We start from the raw sequence: 16,197 nt of genomic DNA on the forward strand, positions 1-16,197 counted from the left end.
TTTTTCATGACACCGGTGTCACAATAAGGGCGGTTTTATTCATTTTGTTTGTCAAAACGTATTAGCTACCTTTATTATTAAAGGTAGCATTTTTTTACTAGTGATAGCTGCTTTGAGGTGATAGCTCAAAGTAAATAAGTATCAATGATACCCCATTAAAATAATAAGTACTCATTACTTAAACAAAAGAGATAACACTATGGGTTTACACTCTAGCACACACTTTGATCCTATTCTGGTTGCCGATATTGGCGGCACAAATGCTCGTTTTGCGTTGATCACTGGGTTCGACGAATCAAGTAATCAATTTACCATTGAGCATAATCATACTTTTCCCAGTGCTAACTATGGATCGCTCGAAAGTGCTACCGAGTACTACTTATCAACAGTGTCTCATATAACCCCTAAACGCGCATGCCTTGCAGTAGCAGGCCCTATAAATGCAGGGCAAGTTCATTTAACTAATTTAGGTTGGCACTTTAGCGTTAATGATTTTAAACACCACTTTGACCTTGCTCAATTAAGCGTTATAAATGACTTTGCTGCTTTTGCCTACGCAGCACCGTATTTAGACCCTTCACAAAATGTCACCGTTAAACCTGGCCAAGCCGATGGGTCTGCCAATATAGGTGTAATGGGGCCAGGCACCGGTTTTGGTGCAGCGTGCTTAGTGAGAACCGCGCATTCGTGCGCGGTGATGAGTTCAGAAGGCGGGCATATTTCGTTAGCAGCCGTTAATCAACTTGACGCTCAACTAATTCAAGAACTTAAAAAAGATCACCCTCATGTATCAGTAGAAACGGTATTTTCGGGCCCAGGTATTGCTCATTTATATAAAGCCATGGCTGCGGTTAAAGGGGTGGCAGCAAAAAATTTAGATGCCGCACAAATTAGTAGCTTAGCTAATAGCGGTGAATGCGAAGTGTGTGATGCAACGCTTAATCAATTTTGTGACTGGATTGGCAGTGTTGCAGGCGATTTAGCGTTGGCCTACGGCGCCTTAGGCGGCCTTTATATTGGCGGGGGGATTTTACCACGCATGCAGGCTCGTTTACTTGAAAGTCGTTTTATTGAGCGCTTTTCGCAAAAAGGCATTATGTCGCAGTACACAGGTCAAATTCCGGTGACGTTAGTAACACAAGACAACATCCCTTTAATTGGGGCTGCCGCGTGTTTGCATACGAGCCAACAGGTTTAATCGCTTTGCATAGGTTTGGAAATAAATAGATGAAAAAAGTCACTATAAACAGCGTTGCCAGTCATGCAGGTGTTTCTAAAAAAACCGTATCGCGAGTACTCAACAATGAGCCTAATGTCAGTGCAGCTACACGCGAAAAAGTGTTAGCCGTATTTAAAGAGCTAGATTACACCCCAAACCCAATTGCACGCGGCCTTGCACAAAATCGCAGCTTTATCATTGGTTGCATTTACGATAACCCCAGTAAAAGTTATATCACCCGTGTGCAAACAGGCGCACTGGCTGCCTGCCAAGAGAACAACTATAACTTGCTTATTCATCCTTGTGAGCTCAGGGGCGATGCACTCATTAACAATATTGAGCAGTTATTGCAGTCATCACGCCTTGACGGTTTAGTATTAACCCCGCCATTTTGTGATTTTGGCGAGTTGGTAGATTTTTTAAAGTCGAAAAAAATCCCTTATGCTCGAGTTGCTTCTGCAATTTTAGATGATGATTCTATTTCTGTGACCAGCAACGACGAGCAGGGTGCGTTTGAAATTACCGAGCATTTAATAAATCTAGGACATACGTCTATCGCGTTTATTAAAGGTCACCCAGATCACAGTGCCACTGAGCAGCGTTTTAAAGGTTACAGGCGCGCATTAACAACTCATGGCATTGAATTTAACGAACGCTTAGTTGAAGAGGGTAACTTTAGTTACCATTCAGGAGTAGACAGTGCGCGTAGTATTTTAGATTTATCACCACGTCCTACCGCTGTATTTGCATCAAACGACTACATGGCAGCGGCAGTGCTCAAATTAGCCACGCAGCGTAACTTACGTGTACCTGATGATATTTCTATCGCTGGGTTTGATAATGCACCAATAGCGCGCCACATTTGGCCTGGGCTGACCACCATAGCGCAACCTGTAGAAGAAATGACAAAACAAGCCGTTACGCAATTGATCACCCATATTATTGAGCCGCAAGAGTCGCCATATAAAGTGATTTTAGAAGCAAAATTAATCACGCGTGAGTCTACCGCAGCCGTAAAATAACACCGATTTTTCACAGTAGCCCGAGTATGAGTGACGCTTACTCGGGCTTTTTTTATCTGCATTTTTAATCTTCATTATTTTCCACTGATATTTCATTAAAAATTCACGTTTATTTATTGTACATGTTAAAAAAAAGGACTATTTTTATTACTCAGGGTTGACACCGGTGTCAGTGTCATGCGTTAATACCCTGACACCGGTGTCAGGGTTGTTGTGAGAGGCTCCCTGGTAGCGTACCTTTGAACGGGTAAGTCAAAGATGCTCAGTACAGTTATTTTCGTGGAGTCTATAATTGTTACTGAGCCTTTATCCTCTAACGAATAGAGATGAGTAAAATTATGTTGCACCCTCGAATTCAAGAAGTCACAGAACGCGTTATTGAGCGCAGTAAACAAACCCGTCAAGCCTATTTAGATCGTATTTCGCACGCAAAAAAACAAACAAGAGTTCGTGCTGGTTTAGGCTGTGGCAATATCGCCCATGTTATGGCTGCGTGCAGCAGCGACGACAAAGCGCGTTTAAAAGCAGATGAGGTTCCAAACCTTGCAATTATTAATTCATATAACGACATGTTATCTGCGCATGTGCCTTACAAAGAATACCCAGATTTAATTAAAAGCATTGCCACTAAATTTGACGCGACCGCGCAAGTTGCTGGCGGTGTTCCTGCGATGTGTGATGGCGTTACCCAAGGGCGTGACGGCATGGAACTATCGCTGTTTTCTCGTGACGTGATTGCTATGTCTACTGCGGTATCTTTATCGCATGACGTGTTTGATGGTGTGTTTTGTTTAGGAGTATGTGACAAAATTGTCCCAGGCCTATTAATTGGCGCTTTATCCTTTGGCCACTTACCTGTGTATTTCTTACCAGCAGGGCCAATGCAGTCAGGTATTCCAAATAAAGACAAAGCACGTATTCGTCAAAAGTTTGCACAAGGCTTAGTGTCTCGTGAAGAGCTATTAGAGGCAGAAAGCGCATCTTACCACAGCGCTGGTACCTGTACCTTTTATGGCACTGCAAATTCAAACCAAATGCTAATGGAAATTATGGGCTTACACCTTCCAGGTAGCTCGTTTATCAATCCATACACAGAATTGCGCGATGGCTTAACCGGTAATGCGGTTGAAACCATGCTCAAGCAGCTTACAGAAAACAAAGATGGCCCGTGTTTAGCGGATGTGATCAGCGAAAAAACCATTATTAATGGTCTCGTTGGTTTGCTATCAACTGGTGGCTCAACTAATCATGCAATCCATATTGTGGCAATTGCAAAAGCGGCTGGTATTCAGGTTACGTGGAAAGACATGTCTGATTTATCAGCAGTTGTACCACTACTGACGCGTATTTACCCTAACGGTTCAGCAGATGTGAACCATTTCCAAGCAGCCGGTGGTATGGGCTTCTTAATGCGTGAATTAGCAGGTGCTGGTTACCTACATACAGATGTGATGACTATTTTAGGCGAAGGTCTTGCACCTTACATGTGTGAGCCGCTACTCGATAAAGACGATAACTTGATTATGAGTAATGCAAATGGCCCAAGCAAAGTTAAATGGGTTGCGTGTCCTGAAAACTCACATGATGAAGAAGTTCTTCGCCCTGTGAGTAATCCATTTAGTAAGCAAGGCGGTTTACAGCTACTAACGGGTAACTTAGGTAAAGCCGTTATTAAAGTATCAGCCGTTGCAGAGTCGCATCAAGTGGTGTCTGCGCCAGCTAAAGTATTTAGCTCACAAGGTGAGTTACAAGATGCCTACAGCCGTGGTGAACTTAACCAAGATTTTATTGCAGTTCTTAAAGAGCAAGGCCCTAAAGCTAAAGGTATGCCAGAGCTTCATAAACTCACTCCGGTAATGGCAACATTGCAAGATCAGGGCTACAAAGTGGCCATTGTTACCGACGGACGTATGTCGGGTGCATCAGGTAAAGTACCTGCGGCAATTCACTTAGCACCTGAAGCGGTTGAAGGTGGCATTATAGCCAAGATACATGAAGGCGATATTGTTACTTTAGATGCGCCAAATGGTATTTTAAAACTGCATGTGAGTGATGAAGAGCTTGCTCAGCGTGAGCTACAGATTAGCCAAGCAACGCAAACATTTGGTACAGGACGTGAATTATTTACTGGATTTAGAAATATCGTAAGCAGTGCCGATTTAGGTGCAAGTGCTTTTGGACTTGAATAATAATTAGCCATCTTGGGTAATGAGGAACAAGTAATGAGTATTGAAAAAATCTTAGCATCGGCACCGGTTGTGCCAGTAGTGGTAATCGAAAAATTAGAAGATGCCGCACCACTTGCAAGAGCGTTATACAACGGTGGCTTAAAAGCACTTGAAATTACACTACGTACGCCAATTGCTGCACAAGCTGTAAAGCTAATGAAAGCTGAGGTACCAGAAGCTTATGTAGGTACTGGCACTGTGGTTGATAAAGCAAGCTTTAACGCCTCAGTAGAAGCGGGCGCTGACTTTATGGTTAGCCCTGGTGTAAGTGATGAACTGTTAGCATTGGCACAAGAGTCGAGTATCCCTTTTTTACCAGGTGCAGCTACCCCAAGCGAAGTGATGAACTTGGCAGCGTATGGCTTTAAATTTTTAAAGTTTTTCCCTGCAGAAGCCGCAGGCGGTACTGCAATGATTAAGTCGATTGGCGGCCCATTACCTGATATTACTTTTTGTCCAACCGGTGGCATTAGTTTAGCTACTGCGCCTGATTACTTAGCACTTAACAATGTTATTTGCGTAGGTGGTACCTGGATGTTAGATAAACAACTTATTGAAAATAAAGACTGGCAAGCTATTGAAACGCTTGCTCGCCAAGCATGTGAAGTTAATAGGAGTCAAAAATGATTAATGTAGCAATTAATGGCTACGGCCGTATCGGTCGTAATGTATTGCGTGCACTGTATGAGTCAGCGCAAAATAATGAAATTAAAATTGTAGCTATTAACGATTTAGCGCCAGCCAATGTAAATGCTCATCTGACTCAGTTTGACTCAGTACATGGTCGTTTTTCACAGCAAGTAACACTTAAAGATAATACTATGCTAATTGGCGATGATGTGATCACGCTAACGCAAGAGCGTGACCCTGCTAATTTACCGTGGAAAGCTCTAAACGTCGATATCGTACTTGAATGTACGGGGTTATTTACTTCTCGCGAAGCAGCTAATAAGCATATTGAAGCGGGCGCGAAAAAAGTAGTGGTATCGGCTCCTGGTACTGATATGGATGCAACGGTAGTACACGGTGTAAATAGCGATGTAATTAATGCCGATAGCAACATTATTTCTAATGCTTCATGTACAACCAATTGTTTAGCGCCTGTTGCTAAAGCGATTAACGATACAGTAGGAATTGAACAAGGTAGCATGACCACCATTCATGCTTACACTAACGACCAAAATTTATCTGATGTATACCACCCAGATTTATACCGTGCGCGTAGTGCAACTCAATCTATGATCCCAACTAAAACGGGCGCAGCGAAAGCAGTTGGTTTAGTACTGCCTGAACTTGCAGGTAAATTAGATGGCATGGCGGTTCGTGTACCAACCATCAATGTCTCGTTAGTTGATTTAACCTTTATTGCTAAGCGCGATACAAGCATTGAAGAAATTAACCAAGTGGTTAAAGACGCTGCGTTTGGCTCTATGAAAGGTATTTTAGAGTACAACGAGCTACCGCTTGTTTCTATCGACTTTAACCATAACCCAGCATCATCTATTTTTGATGCAACGCAAACGCGTGCTGATGGTAAATTAGTTAAAGTAATGGCGTGGTACGACAACGAATGGGGTTTCTCAAACCGCATGTTAGATCAAGTTAAAGCGCTGGGTGCTTATTTATAATTTTTCCGTGTAGTTAAATTTTACTTTATCCAGCCAAGCCACGCACTGCGTGGCTTTTTTTATTTATAATACCAATCCGCAATAATACTTAATCATTTTGCGGGGCTAAACGTGTCGCTACCTGTGTTAAAAAATTCTCATTTACGACTGCATGGATGCAGAAGGTAGAGCAATGCAGGAGCAATTGCCGAGAACAACTAAATAGCGAATTTTTTTCCTAGCTATCAACTCGTTTTTCCAGCCTCAAAATAGACCGCTTAATTAAGCGAATTGGTATAACAAATGATTTTAGCTTGGGATCATAAACAACCCGCCAGATATTCAAACGAAGGGCGTTTTGTACTATTTTCATTCATGCATTGCTTTGCAATATGTTGTAGGTGGATCACCTCTTCGCTTTGTTCGTTACAGGTAGAGAGTAAATCATCAATTAAACAGCCTATAGCACGGACTTCTATGCGTTGCATTTGTTGCTGTTGGTAGTTACTGAGCGTGACTAAGTTTGTCGCCGCACCAAAATCACCAAACACTATTTCATCATTTTCATTGATCATAATGTTATGCGCATAAATATCGCCATGGCTAAGTGTATGCTGGTGTAGGTGAGCAACAGTACTGACGAGCTGCTTAGCAATAGCATAAATTGTTGCCGTGCTGTAATGGCAATCATCTTTGAAGGTGTCTCGTGTGCAGGTTTCTAAACTAGGAGGCAGCCCTAAGTTAACGTAGCTAGGGTCAATAAGCTCCATAGCTAACCCAAGTTGCTCATTGTGTTCAATATAAGCAAGCACTTTAATTAAGTTTGGGTGTAACTGTGCTTGTAAGCAACAGTTAACTTCGTCTAATGGATAACCATCACTGGTTATAGCGCCTTTAAACAGTTTTACGGCAATCGTGCTATTTTGCCATTGGGCACTATGAATAATACCCGATGCACCTTGGCCAATAACTTTATCCAGTTCAATCTCAGTTAATGGTGTACGCGGGAATAACTCATGGTTAAGTTGTTGTGAGCGATTGAACTCATTCCCTGCAAACGCTAACCAAGTCAGTTTAGGGAGTTCAAATAGCCAGTCATCAAGTTGGGTTAGTGTATTAGCACTTAAACGCACCAGCTCTAGTGCTGTACAGTTTTGCATAGTCACGGGTAAATGGGTGAGTTGGTTTCCTGCCAGCGCTAGCTTTTTAAGTTTGGTTAGTTCACCCATAGAGTCAGGTAATTGAGTAAGCTGATTGTCAGTTAATATTAACCACTGAGTGCTTTGTGGCAGACTATGCTCACTAAATTCAGTAATTTGATTCCCTTTAAAGGCTATCATTATTAATTCAGGGCATTGACTTAATACACGAGGAATATGCTGAAATTGGTTAAATGATAAAAATAACCGTTTTAACTTTGTAAGTTTAGCAAAGTTAGCGGGTAAATCGCTTAATTGATTGTTTGATAAGTCCAGCACTTCAAGGGTATCGGCAAGAGTGAAAATTTCTTCTGGAAAGTCAGTGAGGTTTTCAGCCAATTGTAAGTGACTAACACCAGTTAAGGCACCGGTACGTAGCTTTGTCAGGGTATTCAAAATTAACTAATCCATTTTACATAAAACAAAAAGGCCAACTAAGTTGGCCTTTAAACATTTATTATCAAAAGTTCAGGTTATTTGCTTAACGATTAAAATTGAGCATTATGGTAAACGTTTTGTACGTCATCACAATCTTCAAGCATGGCTAAAAAGCGCTCCATAACTTCAACGTCTTCGCCTTCAATAGGGGCTTCAACTTGAGGTACAAAGGCAATTAAGTCTTCATCAAATTCTGTAACACCCATTTCTTCAAGTGCTGTGCGGGTATTGTTGTATTCAGTGTGCGGTGCAAATACGGTCACTTTGCCGTCTTCTACTTCAACGTCGGTAACATCAACATCTGCCATCATCAGTGCTTCAAGTACGGTTTCATCGTCGTCACCGTCAAACACAAAAATAGCAAGGTGATCAAACAAGTGTGAAACTGAGTTTTGTGCGCCAATTTTAGCGTTTGCTTTGGTAAAACATACACGTACATCAGCAAAAGTACGTTTGTTGTTGTCGGTTAAACAGTCAACAATAATCATACAGTTACCTGGCCCGTAGCCTTCGTAACGCGTGGCAGCATAGTCTTCACCGCCGCCACCTTTGGCTTTATCAATAGCACGTTCAATTACGTGAGCCGGTACTTGGTCTTTTTTAGCGCGTTCAATTAAACGACGCAGTGCTAAGTTTCCATCTGGATCAACACCGCCGTTTTTTGCACAAATATAAATTTCTTTACCGTATTTTGAATAAACTTTAGTTTTAGCACCCGCAGTTTTAGCCATTGAATCTTTTTTGTTTTGGTAAGCTCTTCCCATCTGCGTTTCGCCTTAATATGTATAAATAATTGAAAAAATTTGCAAGCCCGTATTCTAAAGGTAAATGCCGGGCAGGGCTAGTAAGTATTGAGATTGATCAGAAGCCAAAAATAAAACAACCCGCCAAAGCGGGTTGTTTATTCGTAACAAATGATGAACGTTTGTCAGGGTATTACCAAATACGAACGCGTTCGTCTTCTGGTAGGTATAATTCATCACCTGGTTTTACATCAAATGCTTTATACCAAGCGTCATGGTTACGAGGCGCTTGTGCTCTAAAGCGACCTGGTGCGTGCGTACCACCACGTAATTGGTTTAACATGCTTTGTTCAGTACGTTTTTCTTTCCATACTTGTGCCCATGCTAAGAAGAAACGTTGATCGCCGGTTACGCCGTCAATTACCGGTGCTTCTTTACCGTTTAAGCTTAGTTTATAAGCATGATAAGCCATGGCTAAACCACCCACATCACCAATATTTTCACCTAAACTGTTGCGGCCATTTACAAAGTTACCTGGAATTGGTTCGTATTTGCTGTACTGGGCTGCAAGTTTGTCGGCTTTAGCATCAAAAGCAGCACGATCTTCATCAGTCCACCAGTTACGTTGTATGCCGTTAGCGTCAGACTTTGAGCCTTGATCATCAAAACCATGACCCATTTCGTGGCCAATCACAGCACCAATACCACCGTAGTTTACCGCTGGATCTGCATTTGGATCGAAAAACGGTGGTTGTAATATAGCGGCAGGGAATACAATTTCGTTAAACGAACTATTGTAATAAGCATTTACACGTTGTGGTGTCATGCCCCAACGATTACGATCGGTCTTTTTCAGCTCTTTTTCTACACTTTCAGCTTGGAAAAACTCACGCATATTTTTTACATTAGCCATTAAGTCATTGTTGCTAATGCTTAAGCCTTCATACGATTGCCATTCATCTGGGTAACCAATTTTTGGCACAAACGCTGCTAATTTTGCACGCGCATTTACTTTTGTTTCTGCGCCCATCCAATCTAAGTTATCAATACGCTCACCAAGTGCTGTGCGTAAGTTTTCAACAAGCTCAGACATTTGTTGCTTAGATGACTCAGGGAAATAACGATCTACGTAAATTTTACCAATTGCAAAGCCCAATGAGCTGGTGCCAGACATTTGGCTGATAGCGCGTTTCCAGCGTGGACGTGGCTCTTGCTGACCATTTAACTCTTTTCCATAAAAGGCAAAGCTAGTGTTAAATATTTTTTCAGATAATAGTCGTGAGTTACCATTAATCGCATGATATGTAAGGTAGTCTTTCCATACGCTTAAATCTTCGTTATTGATTAAGTCAATCATGGCTTTAACAGGTTCAGGCTGCGATACGTTTAATTGTGGTACTTTATAACCTGTTTGTGCAAAGTATAAATCCCAGTTAAATCCTGGGTATTGCGCACTTAACTCATCACGTTTTACTTGGTTTAGGGTTAAATCACGATTACGGCGTTTTTCACGTGGCCAATGACCTTCTGCAATTTTGGTTTCAAGCGCTAAAATCGCTTGTGCACGCTCTGTGGTATTATCAACCTTTGCAAATTTAAGCATATCGGCAATATGTGCAACATACGCTTCACGGGTTTTTACAAAACGTTCTGCATCTTCAAGGTAGTAAGAACGATCAGGTAAACCTAAGCCACCTGCACCTAATGACATTTCGTATTTATTGGGATCTAAACGGTTAAACCACATACCGCCACCAAGTGGTGCACTTAAACCCGTAAGCCAAGATTGGCCAAATACTTTTGCCAAATCATCAGTAGAGGCAACCGAATTGATGTCGTTAAGCAACGGCTTAATTGGCGTGATACCAAGTTTGTTAAGCGTCTCAGTATCCATGTACGAGTTATAAAAGTCAGCGACCAGTTGCTCTTCGGCGTTTAAGTTTTCACGCGCTGCAATTTCTTCAATAATTTCTTTAACGCGATCTTCACTGCGCTCAGCTAGCGCAGAGAATGCACCGTAACGGGTTTTATCTGCTGGCATTTCATAGTTGTCGTACCATGAACCACTGGCGTACATGAAGAAATCGTCGCCTGGTTTTACAGCTTCGTTACGCGCAGTTAAATCAACCCCAAACGTGCCTAATTCGGCTTGCTCTGTTGCTTGTGGCTTTTCTGCAACTGCTGCTACTTGCTCAGTTTTTGTTGTTTGTGGCTCAGAACAGCCAGTAATAAATGTGGCAGCGAGCGCCGCTGCAATTAAACTCTTTTTCATTATTTTCCCCTATGAATTCACGTTATTTAATTCGTTATATTTTTGTTATAAAAATAGCTACTTGATTGTATTGATAACTTCACTGCAAACAAACCTTTTGAGGTGAATAACCGTACCGGTCGATAAGATGAATGAAATACTAGCAAAATAGCAAAAAAGCACTCAGATACTTCAATCGTACCCGAGAGGCTTAGTTTATTGCGCCTTTGACTGCTTTTGTTGTAAGGTCCACATGTGCGCATATTCACCATTTTGCATGAGTAATTCATCATGTTTACCTTGTTCTACTACTTCTCCCGCTTTGAGTACGATAATTGTATCGGCATCGGTAATTGTTGATAAGCGGTGCGCAATAACAATACTGGTATGATTAGAGGCAACTTCTCGCATAGCATTTAATATGGCTTGCTCAGATTGTGAGTCCAGCGCCGAAGTGGCTTCGTCAAAAATTAAAATTGGCGATTGTTTTAAAATAGCGCGAGCAATAGCAATACGTTGTTTTTCGCCACCAGAGACTTTTAGTCCGCGTTCACCTACTAAGGTTTTATCGCCTTTATCTAGGCTATTAATAAAGTCTGTTAGATGCGCCATGTTTATAGCTTTGTTTACTTCATCTTCACTGGCGCTGGGTCTGCCGTAGTGAATATTTTCGCGTATGCTGGTATTAAATAACACAGTATCTTGCGGCACTATGGCAATAGCTTTACGCAAACTTGCGAGGGTAACTGTGTTTATGGCTTGATTATCAATTCTTATAGCGCCCGATGAAAGTTCATAAAAACGGTATAACAAGCGGGCTAACGAGCTTTTACCTGCGCCACTAGCACCTACAACCGCTACCTTAGCACCAGGATTTACATGAAAACTGACGTTCTTAAGAATAGGACGCTTGCTATCGTAGCTAAAGCTGACGTTTTCAAAGCTAATTGCCCCATTTTTGAGTGCTAATGGTTGCGCGGTTTCGCTATCTGCTACTTTGGGGGAGGTATTTAATAACCCAAGCATGTTTTCAAGGTCAGTAAGGGCACGGCGTATTTCACGGTATACAAATCCCAAGAAGTTAAGCGGTAAAAATAATTGGATCATATACGCATTGATCATTACCAGCTCACCAATCGTTAACTCGCCGGTAACCACTTCATTAGCGCCAAGCCACATTAATGCGGTTATGGCACACGCAATGATCAGCGCTTGCCCTGAATTTAGCGCCAGTAACGAGAGTCTGTTTTTTAATCGAGCTTGTTCCCATGTTGCTAAAAACGTATCGTAAGTTTTAGCTTCATGCTGTTCATTATTAAAGTATTTTACGGTTTCGTAATTTAATAAACTGTCGATGGCACGGGTGTTACTTTGGTTGTCGGCAGCATTTGACTCACGAATAAAGCGGTTTCGCCATTGGGTAACCGTCACGGTAAAAAAAATATAAATAGCCACAGCCAATAGGGTGATCAGCGCAAACCAAATAGAAAACAAGCTGCCAAAAATAATCGCCACAGTCATTATTTCAAACAACGTGGGCACAATATTAAACATTAAAAAACGCATTAAAAAGCTTAAGCCACTGGTGCCGCGCTCTATGTCTCGACTTATGCCGCCAGTTTGCCTATCTAAATGAAAAGCTAAATCTAATGAGTGCAAATGTTTAAACACTTTAAGTCCAATATCTCGCATGGCATGCTCGGTGACTCGCGAAAATACCGCATCGCGTACTTCACCCAAAAATACGCTAGCAAAGCGCAATGCGCCGTACATAACGAGTAATAAAGTAGGAACAAGAAGTAGTGGATTAATTGATTTATCAACCGAATCAATTATTTCTTTTAAAGCCCATGGCATGAGTAATGTCGCGCCTTTAGCACCGATGAGCGCTAATATAGCAATCAGCACACGGCCTTTAAACTTAGTGATATAAGGCCAAAGAGTTTGAATGCTTTGTTTTAAATTCATGGCGTCGGGGCGTTTTACTGAACTTTGTCTGGAGCGCATCGAGGATCTCAGTATTTGTTTTTATAAATGAATTAGCTTAAGAACTGCTATTGTATTTTAATTAGCTGCCCTTATATACTAGCTATCCTTTATTTTAGTTTTAAATGACCAATGTTTAAATTTCGCGTTTTTTTAGCTACTTGCTTGTTTTTTGCTGCACTCTTTAGTGTGCAAAGCCATGCTATGGGCGTAAAGCACGAATTAAACAGTAACCAAAGCAGTTATAGCGATGTTATCAATGTTGACCATTTAACTAACATTTCCGTACCTACAAAATCGCTTGGCGATTTACAGCATAAAAACTCAAAGCATTCTGATTTTGATGCGCATCAACCTAGGCTAACAGCCAATAACTCATTTTTATTTTTACACAGTGCGCAGGGCGATCCTGAATACGATGTAGTGCATGAGTTTTTTGCCCTAAATGGGTGTAGGCATATTTTTTTGCGACCGCAAGCAGTCAACATAAGTCAGCCTTGGTATACCTGGGTATTTAAAAGTAAAAAGTCGCGCTTGAGCGGCTGGAAAGACGCTAACCTGTTATACACCGCTGTAACCACCTACCACGCTTAATGTTTCTTATTTAATTTAATTGGTTTTAACGCTTCGCGTTTTGACCTGCAGATTAATTGTGCCTAATAGGTACGTTACTGGGCTATGCCGAGTAATAAGGAATAACTATGTTAAGTCTAAAAAAAGATAAAAAGCCATTTATGGCTAAATTTAAATTAAGCTATGTAGCCATGCTGATTGTATTGGTTTTACTAGCAATAAGCGCCTTACCTAATTTATATCCGAATAAGTCATGGTTGCATATTAGTGCAGCTTCTGAGGTTAAAACGCAAGCATTGCCAAGTACTGAGAACCTAGTTAGCTTTTTAAATAGCCAAGGGTTTGAGGTCAGCCGAGGGGTAGAAAACCAAGCAACAATTAATGTGCTTTTAAATACGCCTACGCAAAGTGCCCAAGCTCAAGCGGCTTTAAAATCAAATTACCCAAATACACAGGTTAAAATTGTTGAACATGCAACCAGCCCTATTTGGTTACAAGAGTTTGGTTTATCGCCTATAAAGCTGGGTCTTGATTTAAACGGCGGGGTATTGTTTGTACTTGATGTTGATTTAGATAAAGCCATTGATGAGCAATTGCTCAGTGCATATCAACAAACAAAAGCCATTATTGTTAAACAAAAAGCCTATGGCGTTAAAGCGCAGCAGACTAACCAAGGATTTGAAATAAGTGCATTAGAGAGTGCGACCGATAAGCTAATCACAGTTATTAGCGATCTTAAAAGCCGTTTTGAAAACCTCACTACTACCACAGCAACTAATGACAACTTACAGGTCGTTAAAGTGAGTTATTCTGAGCAAGGGCGTAGCGCATTTGATAAAGAAGTGATGAGCCAAACACTCACTACGCTTCGTTCACGCATAGAAGAGCTCGGCATAACCGAGGCCGTTACACAGCGCCAAGGTAAGCAGCGCATTCGCATTGAGCTACCCGGCGTACAAGACCCAGCTGAGGCAAAACGTATAATAGGTGCTACCGCGTCATTGGGGTTTTATCAACTTAAAGAGAGTGGCGGGCAAACGTTCAATTTGCAATCGGGTGGGACTATCAAGCTCGACCCTGTGCCTATTTTTACCGGTGAGCATATTAATAACGCTAATATAGGCCGTGATGATTGGGGTAAACCTTTGGTACAACTGAGCCTAGATAGCCAAGGTGGCGATGCTATGTCGGCGTTTTCAAAGGCAAATATAGGCAAACCGATGGCAACGCTCTATTCAGAGTATTCACAAAATGCTAAAGGTGAAGTGGTTAAAAAAAGCGAAGTTATTAATGTGGCGAACATTGCCCAGCATTTAAGCTCACGGTTTAGTATAACCAATATGCAGAGCCAACAAGCCGCTGCCGATTTAGCGCTACTACTACGCGCAGGATCACTTACTGCGCCTGTAACGATAGTGCATGAGCAAACTATTGGCCCAAGCCTTGGCCAAGACAATATTAATAATGGATTAGCAGCGTTAATGTTAGGCATGGGTTTAACACTTGCGTTTATGGCACTGTGGTACCGCCGTTTAGGGCTTATTGCAAATGTTGCGTTAATTTTAAATTTAACCTCTTTAGTGGGGCTAATGTCGTTATTACCTGGGGTGGTTTTAACTCTTCCAGGGATAGCAGGCTTAGTATTAACTATAGGAATGGCGGTTGATACTAACGTGATTATATTTGAACGCATAAAAGAAGAGCGTCGCAAAGGTCGTCCCCCGTATCAAGCGATACAAGAGGGCTATAAACAAGCTGCGAATACGATTTTAGATGCCAATATTACCACCATGATCACCGCGATTATTTTATATGGCATAGGTTATGGCCCTGTAAAAGGCTTTGCGATAACGTTGGCGCTTGGTCTTATCACATCGGTATTTACTGGTGTGTATGTATCGAAATATTTAAGCCAAAGCTTATATTTAAAGCTGGGTAAAAAAGCAGGAGTAAACGCGCATGCTTAACACTTTTTTAAAATGTGAGACAGGGTCACGTATGCGTTATACAGGCTTGCTTATAAGTGCCATGTTTGTGTTGTTATCGGTATTCACCATTGCACAAAAAGGGCTAAACTTTGGCCTTGATTTTACGGGTGGATACTTAACAGAGTTTACCACCAGCCAAGGTGTTGAACTAAAACAGCTTGAGCAATTTATTGCTAAAAACCATCAAGGTGAATTTGAACTTACAGCACAGGGCAATAATCATTTTCAATTAACGCAAGCGCCAAGTGAGGAAGCTAATAATGATGCTTGGAAAACCGCGATTAGCCAAAACCCTGCTATAAATGCTGAAGTTTTATCATCGGCTTATATTGGCTCTCAAGTGGGTGATGAACTATTTGAACAAGGCTGCTTAGCATTATTTGCTGCTATGGTTGCGGTAATGATTTATTTAGCTGTTCGTTTTGAATGGCGTTTGGCATTAGGCTCTGTGGTGGCTTTATTACATGACTTGGTGCTAGTGGTTGGCTTATTTGCATGGTTACAAATAGAGTTTAACCTAACCGTTTTAGCCAGTTTGTTGGCGATTATTGGCTACTCACTAAATGACTCAATAATAGTGGGTGACAGGGTGCGCGAGCTGTTGCGCATACCAACAAACATCACGCTCAAACCAAGCAGTATCATAAATAGCGCAATTAAAAGTACCTTAACCCGTACGCTCATTACCTCCGGGACTACGCTAGCTACGGTGGCAAGTGTTTGGCTGTTAGCCGGGGCGCCGCTGCAGGGGTTTGCCATTGCTTTGTTTGCAGGAATAGTTGTAGGCACGCTGTCGTCTATCTGTATTGCTGCTACATTACCCGAGCTACTTGGGTTAAGTGCTAAAAACTACGATAAGCAAGTGGATCAGCAAACGCAGGCATTAATGGATATGCCATAGGCTTAAATCAGCATTGTTGTTACACAGCAAAGGGATAGTGTT

At 41.6% G+C, this 16,197-nt stretch carries 12 protein-coding genes; 8 read left to right on the forward strand and 4 right to left on the reverse strand.

Going from position 1 to position 16,197, the window contains the following annotated elements; genetic code table 11:
* Positions 1 to 199 precede the first annotated feature (199 nt).
* From glk to gap, 5 genes are all read left to right on the forward strand, one after another.
* Positions 200 to 1,198, forward strand: coding sequence for a glucokinase (glk, locus tag P20439_RS11280; RefSeq protein WP_008110550.1), 999 nt, complete (start codon positions 200 to 202; stop codon positions 1,196 to 1,198).
* Between the two features lie 29 nt (positions 1,199 to 1,227).
* Complete coding sequence (locus tag P20439_RS11285) at positions 1,228 to 2,241, forward strand: LacI family DNA-binding transcriptional regulator (protein ID WP_008110549.1); 1,014 nt, start codon at positions 1,228 to 1,230, stop codon at positions 2,239 to 2,241.
* 338 nt (positions 2,242 to 2,579) lie between these two features.
* The gene (gene edd, locus P20439_RS11290) at positions 2,580 to 4,430 is read left to right on the forward strand and encodes a phosphogluconate dehydratase (protein WP_008110548.1); all 1,851 of its coding nucleotides are present in this window, start codon (positions 2,580 to 2,582) and stop codon (positions 4,428 to 4,430) included.
* Between the two features lie 33 nt (positions 4,431 to 4,463).
* On the forward strand, positions 4,464 to 5,096 hold the full coding sequence (locus tag P20439_RS11295; RefSeq protein WP_008110547.1) for a bifunctional 4-hydroxy-2-oxoglutarate aldolase/2-dehydro-3-deoxy-phosphogluconate aldolase: 633 nt from the start codon (positions 4,464 to 4,466) through the stop codon (positions 5,094 to 5,096).
* Complete coding sequence (gap, locus tag P20439_RS11300; RefSeq protein ID WP_008110546.1) at positions 5,093 to 6,097, forward strand: type I glyceraldehyde-3-phosphate dehydrogenase; 1,005 nt, start codon at positions 5,093 to 5,095, stop codon at positions 6,095 to 6,097. Before P20439_RS11295 ends, gap begins: the two co-directional genes overlap by 4 nt.
* A 299-nt stretch (positions 6,098 to 6,396) precedes the next feature.
* Here the strand turns inward: gap and P20439_RS11305 are convergent, their stop codons facing one another.
* The 4 genes from P20439_RS11305 to P20439_RS11320 all read right to left on the reverse strand — a co-directional run bounded on the left by P20439_RS11305 (position 6,397) and on the right by P20439_RS11320 (position 12,714).
* Positions 6,397 to 7,671 (reverse strand): leucine-rich repeat-containing protein kinase family protein, encoded by a 1,275-nt coding sequence (locus tag P20439_RS11305; protein ID WP_008110545.1) that lies wholly within the window; start codon positions 7,669 to 7,671, stop codon positions 6,397 to 6,399.
* A gap of 92 nt (positions 7,672 to 7,763) precedes the next feature.
* Positions 7,764 to 8,477: a YebC/PmpR family DNA-binding transcriptional regulator gene (locus P20439_RS11310; RefSeq protein WP_008110544.1), complete on the reverse strand. Its 714-nt coding sequence runs from the start codon at positions 8,475 to 8,477 to the stop codon at positions 7,764 to 7,766.
* Between the two features lie 172 nt (positions 8,478 to 8,649).
* Positions 8,650 to 10,728, reverse strand: a complete 2,079-nt coding sequence (locus tag P20439_RS11315) for a M13 family metallopeptidase (RefSeq protein ID WP_008466916.1) — start codon at positions 10,726 to 10,728, stop codon at positions 8,650 to 8,652.
* Positions 10,729 to 10,923: 195 nt separating this feature from the next.
* Positions 10,924 to 12,714: an ABC transporter ATP-binding protein/permease gene (locus P20439_RS11320; RefSeq protein ID WP_008466918.1), complete on the reverse strand. Its 1,791-nt coding sequence runs from the start codon at positions 12,712 to 12,714 to the stop codon at positions 10,924 to 10,926.
* Between the two features lie 111 nt (positions 12,715 to 12,825).
* On the opposite strand from P20439_RS11320, the gene P20439_RS11325 reads away from it, so the two are divergent.
* The 3 genes from P20439_RS11325 (at position 12,826) to secF (ending at position 16,155) form a co-directional block, all read left to right on the forward strand.
* Positions 12,826 to 13,287, forward strand: coding sequence for a hypothetical protein (locus P20439_RS11325; protein ID WP_008466921.1), 462 nt, complete (start codon positions 12,826 to 12,828; stop codon positions 13,285 to 13,287).
* Between the two features lie 107 nt (positions 13,288 to 13,394).
* The gene (gene secD / locus P20439_RS11330; protein ID WP_008466922.1) at positions 13,395 to 15,233 is read left to right on the forward strand and encodes a protein translocase subunit SecD; all 1,839 of its coding nucleotides are present in this window, start codon (positions 13,395 to 13,397) and stop codon (positions 15,231 to 15,233) included.
* Entirely contained in the window at positions 15,226 to 16,155 is a 930-nt protein-coding gene (secF, locus tag P20439_RS11335; RefSeq protein WP_008466924.1) for a protein translocase subunit SecF, read from the forward strand. Before secD ends, secF begins: the two co-directional genes overlap by 8 nt.
* Positions 16,156 to 16,197: the final 42 nt, after the last annotated feature.

It is taken from the genome of Pseudoalteromonas sp. BSi20439, from assembly GCF_000241165.1.
GTDB lineage: Bacteria > Pseudomonadota > Gammaproteobacteria > Enterobacterales > Alteromonadaceae > Pseudoalteromonas.

Bases quoted from the DNA above. Each gene is read 5' to 3' on its own strand.
- glk (WP_008110550.1), top strand. From the start codon at position 200: ATGGGTTTACACTCTAGCACACACTTTGATCCTATTCTGGTTGCCGAT.
- P20439_RS11285 (WP_008110549.1), top strand. From the start codon at position 1,228: ATGAAAAAAGTCACTATAAACAGCGTTGCCAGTCATGCAGGTGTTTCT.
- edd (WP_008110548.1), top strand. From the start codon at position 2,580: ATGTTGCACCCTCGAATTCAAGAAGTCACAGAACGCGTTATTGAGCGC.
- P20439_RS11295 (WP_008110547.1), top strand. From the start codon at position 4,464: ATGAGTATTGAAAAAATCTTAGCATCGGCACCGGTTGTGCCAGTAGTG.
- gap (WP_008110546.1), top strand. From the start codon at position 5,093: ATGATTAATGTAGCAATTAATGGCTACGGCCGTATCGGTCGTAATGTA.
- P20439_RS11310 (WP_008110544.1), bottom strand. From the start codon at position 8,477: ATGGGAAGAGCTTACCAAAACAAAAAAGATTCAATGGCTAAAACTGCG.
- P20439_RS11315 (WP_008466916.1), bottom strand. From the start codon at position 10,728: ATGAAAAAGAGTTTAATTGCAGCGGCGCTCGCTGCCACATTTATTACT.
- P20439_RS11320 (WP_008466918.1), bottom strand. From the start codon at position 12,714: ATGCGCTCCAGACAAAGTTCAGTAAAACGCCCCGACGCCATGAATTTA.
- P20439_RS11325 (WP_008466921.1), top strand. From the start codon at position 12,826: ATGTTTAAATTTCGCGTTTTTTTAGCTACTTGCTTGTTTTTTGCTGCA.
- secD (WP_008466922.1), top strand. From the start codon at position 13,395: ATGTTAAGTCTAAAAAAAGATAAAAAGCCATTTATGGCTAAATTTAAA.
- secF (WP_008466924.1), top strand. From the start codon at position 15,226: ATGCTTAACACTTTTTTAAAATGTGAGACAGGGTCACGTATGCGTTAT.